This is a genomic window from Micromonospora sp. R311, from assembly GCF_056780015.1.
On the sequence record NZ_JBSWCE010000095.1, the window covers coordinates 1 to 2,576 of the forward strand.

Genomic DNA, 2,576 nt, shown 5'->3' on the forward strand with positions numbered 1-2,576 from the left:
CTGTTCGATGCGGTGTTGCTGGATCGGGACGGCACGTTGGTGGAGGACGTGCCGTTCAACGGTGATCCGGAGAAGGTGCGGCCGGTGCCGGGGGCGCGGGTGGCGTTGGACCGGTTGCGGGCGGCGGGTCTGAAGTTGGCGGTGGTGACGAATCAGTCGGGGTTGGCGCGGGGGTTCTTCACCGAGGCTCAGATGTGGGCGGTGCATGCGCGGGTCGAGGAGTTGTTGGGGGGCTTCGACGCGTGGTTGGTGTGTCCGCATGACGATGGGGACGGGTGTGGGTGTCGGAAGCCGTTGCCGGGGTTGGTGTGGGCGGCGGCGCGGGAGTTGGGGACCAGTCCGGCGCGGTGTGTGGTGGTGGGGGATATCGGGCGGGATGTGTCGGCGGGGTTGGCGGCGGGGGCGTCCGGGATTCTGGTGCCGACGCCGGTGACCCGGCCGGAGGAGGTGGCCGCCGCCGGGCACGTGGCGGTGGATCTTCCGGGGGCGGTGGAGCAGATCCTGTCCCGGCAGGCGGCGGTCGACCCGGCCACCTACCGGTCGTCCACCGCCGAGTCGGCCTCCCTGTCGGCCGGCGCCACCGCGACGGGGACCCGTTGTGCCGCCGTCACGACGGGGACCTGTTCGGTCGCCGCGACGACGGCGGTCCGCGCTGCCGCCGACGCCGGTGGAGCGGGTCGGTCGGGGGGCGGGCGGACGGTGTTGGTGGTGCGGTCGGACTCGGCGGGGGACGTGCTGGTCACCGGGCCGGGGATCCGGGCGGTGGCGGCGAACGCCGACCGGGTGGTGCTGCTGTGCGGGCCGCGCGGGCGTGCGGCGGCGGACCTGCTGCCCGGGGTGGACGAGATCGTCGAGCATCCGCTGCCCTGGATCGAGGCCACCCCCGACCCGGTCGACGCCGCCGCCATGCACACCCTGCTCGGCCGCCTGGCGGCGGTCGACGCGGACGAAGCGGTGATCTTCACCAGCTTCCACCAGTCCCCGCTGCCCCTGGCCCTGCTGCTGCGGATGGCCGGCGTGCCCCGTATCGCGGCGATCAGCGACGACTACCCCGGTGCCCTGCTCGACGTGCGCCACCGCGTCCCGGCCGGGATCCCCGAACCCGAACGCGCCCTCTCCCTCGCCGCCGCCGCGGGTCACGCCCTCGCCGACGACGACGCACCCACCCTCCGCCTCCGCCCGGACGCGCTGCCCCCGCCCCCGGCCGGGCTCGGCGAGCCGGGCTACGTCGTGCTGCATCCGGGCTCGGCGGCGCAGGCCCGGGGTTGCCCGCCCGAACTGGCCGAGCGGATCGCCCGGACGTTGGTCGCCGCGGGTCACCGGGTGGTGGTCACCGGCGGCCCGGACGAGACCGAGCTGACCGCCCGGGTCGCCGCCGCCGGGGCGGTGGACCTGGGCGGGCGGACCGGACTGGCCGAGCTCGGCGCGATCGTGGCCGGCGCCGGGGCCGTGGTGGTCGGCAACACCGGCCCCGCCCACCTGGCCGCCGCGTTCGGCACCCCGGTGGTCAGCCTCTTCGCCCCCACCGTCCCGTTCGGGCAGTGGGGCCCGTGGCGGGTGCCGACCGTCCGGCTCGGCGACGCCACCGCCCCCTGCCGGGACACCCGGGCCGCGCACTGCCCGGTCCCGGGGCACCCCTGCCTCAGCGGCATCGACCCGGAGCAGGTCCTCGACGCGCTTCGGCTGCTCGGCGTACGCCCGGCGGGGCGGCCGGGCGCGACGGCCGGCACGGACGGTCGGACGCCGCCCGCGCGCGCCGGCACCGCCCCGGGCCGGGTCGTGGCCGTCGGCGGGAGCGGCCGATGAACGTCCTGCTCTGGCACGTGCACGGCTCCTGGACCACCTCGTTCGTGCACGGCAAGCACCACTACCTGGTACCGGTCACCCCCGACCGCGGCCCCTACGGCCTCGGCCGCGCCCGCACCTACCCCTGGCCCGACACCGCCGTCGAGATCACCCCCGACCAACTCGCCACCACCGACGTCGACCTGGTCATCCTGCAACGCCCCGAAGAACTCGACCTCGCCACCGAATGGCTCGGCCGCCGACCCGGCCACGACCTACCCGCCATCTACGTCGAACACAACACCCCCAAGGACGGCCAGGTACCCAACAGCCGACACCCCATGGCCGACCGCGACGACCTCCTCATCGCCCACGTGACCGGGTTCAACGAGTTGTTCTGGGACACCGGAGCCACCCGCACCACGGTGGTGGACCACGGCATCGTGGCGCCGACGGTGGAGTACTCCGGCGAGTTGGACCGGCTCGCGGTGGTGATCAACGAGCCGGTACGCCGGTGGCGGGTCACCGGGACCGACCTGCTGCCCCGGTTCGCCGAGATCGCGCCGCTGGACGTGTTCGGCATGGGGGTGGCCGGGCTGGCCGACCGGTTGGGCCTGCCCGCCGACCGGGTCACCGCGCACGACGACGTGCCGCAGGCCCGGATGCACACCGAGCTGGCCCGGCGGCGGGCGTACCTGCACCTGTGCCGGTGGACCTCGCTCGGGCTGAGCCTGATCGAGGCGATGGCGATCGGCATGCCGGTCGTCGCGCTGGCCACCACCGAGGCGGTG

The 2,576-nt window shown here is 75.3% G+C and carries 2 protein-coding genes; both read left to right on the forward strand.

Annotated elements, in window-relative coordinates; all coding sequences use genetic code 11:
* Window positions 1–1,806: HAD-IIIA family hydrolase (locus AC1WTP_RS34235; protein ID WP_481653353.1), on the forward strand; the 1,806-nt coding region annotated here is incomplete at its 5' end.
* Window positions 1,803–2,576 (forward strand): glycosyltransferase (locus tag AC1WTP_RS34240; protein ID WP_481653354.1); only part of this gene is annotated, 774 nt, incomplete at its 3' end. The genes AC1WTP_RS34235 and AC1WTP_RS34240, both read left to right, overlap by 4 nt.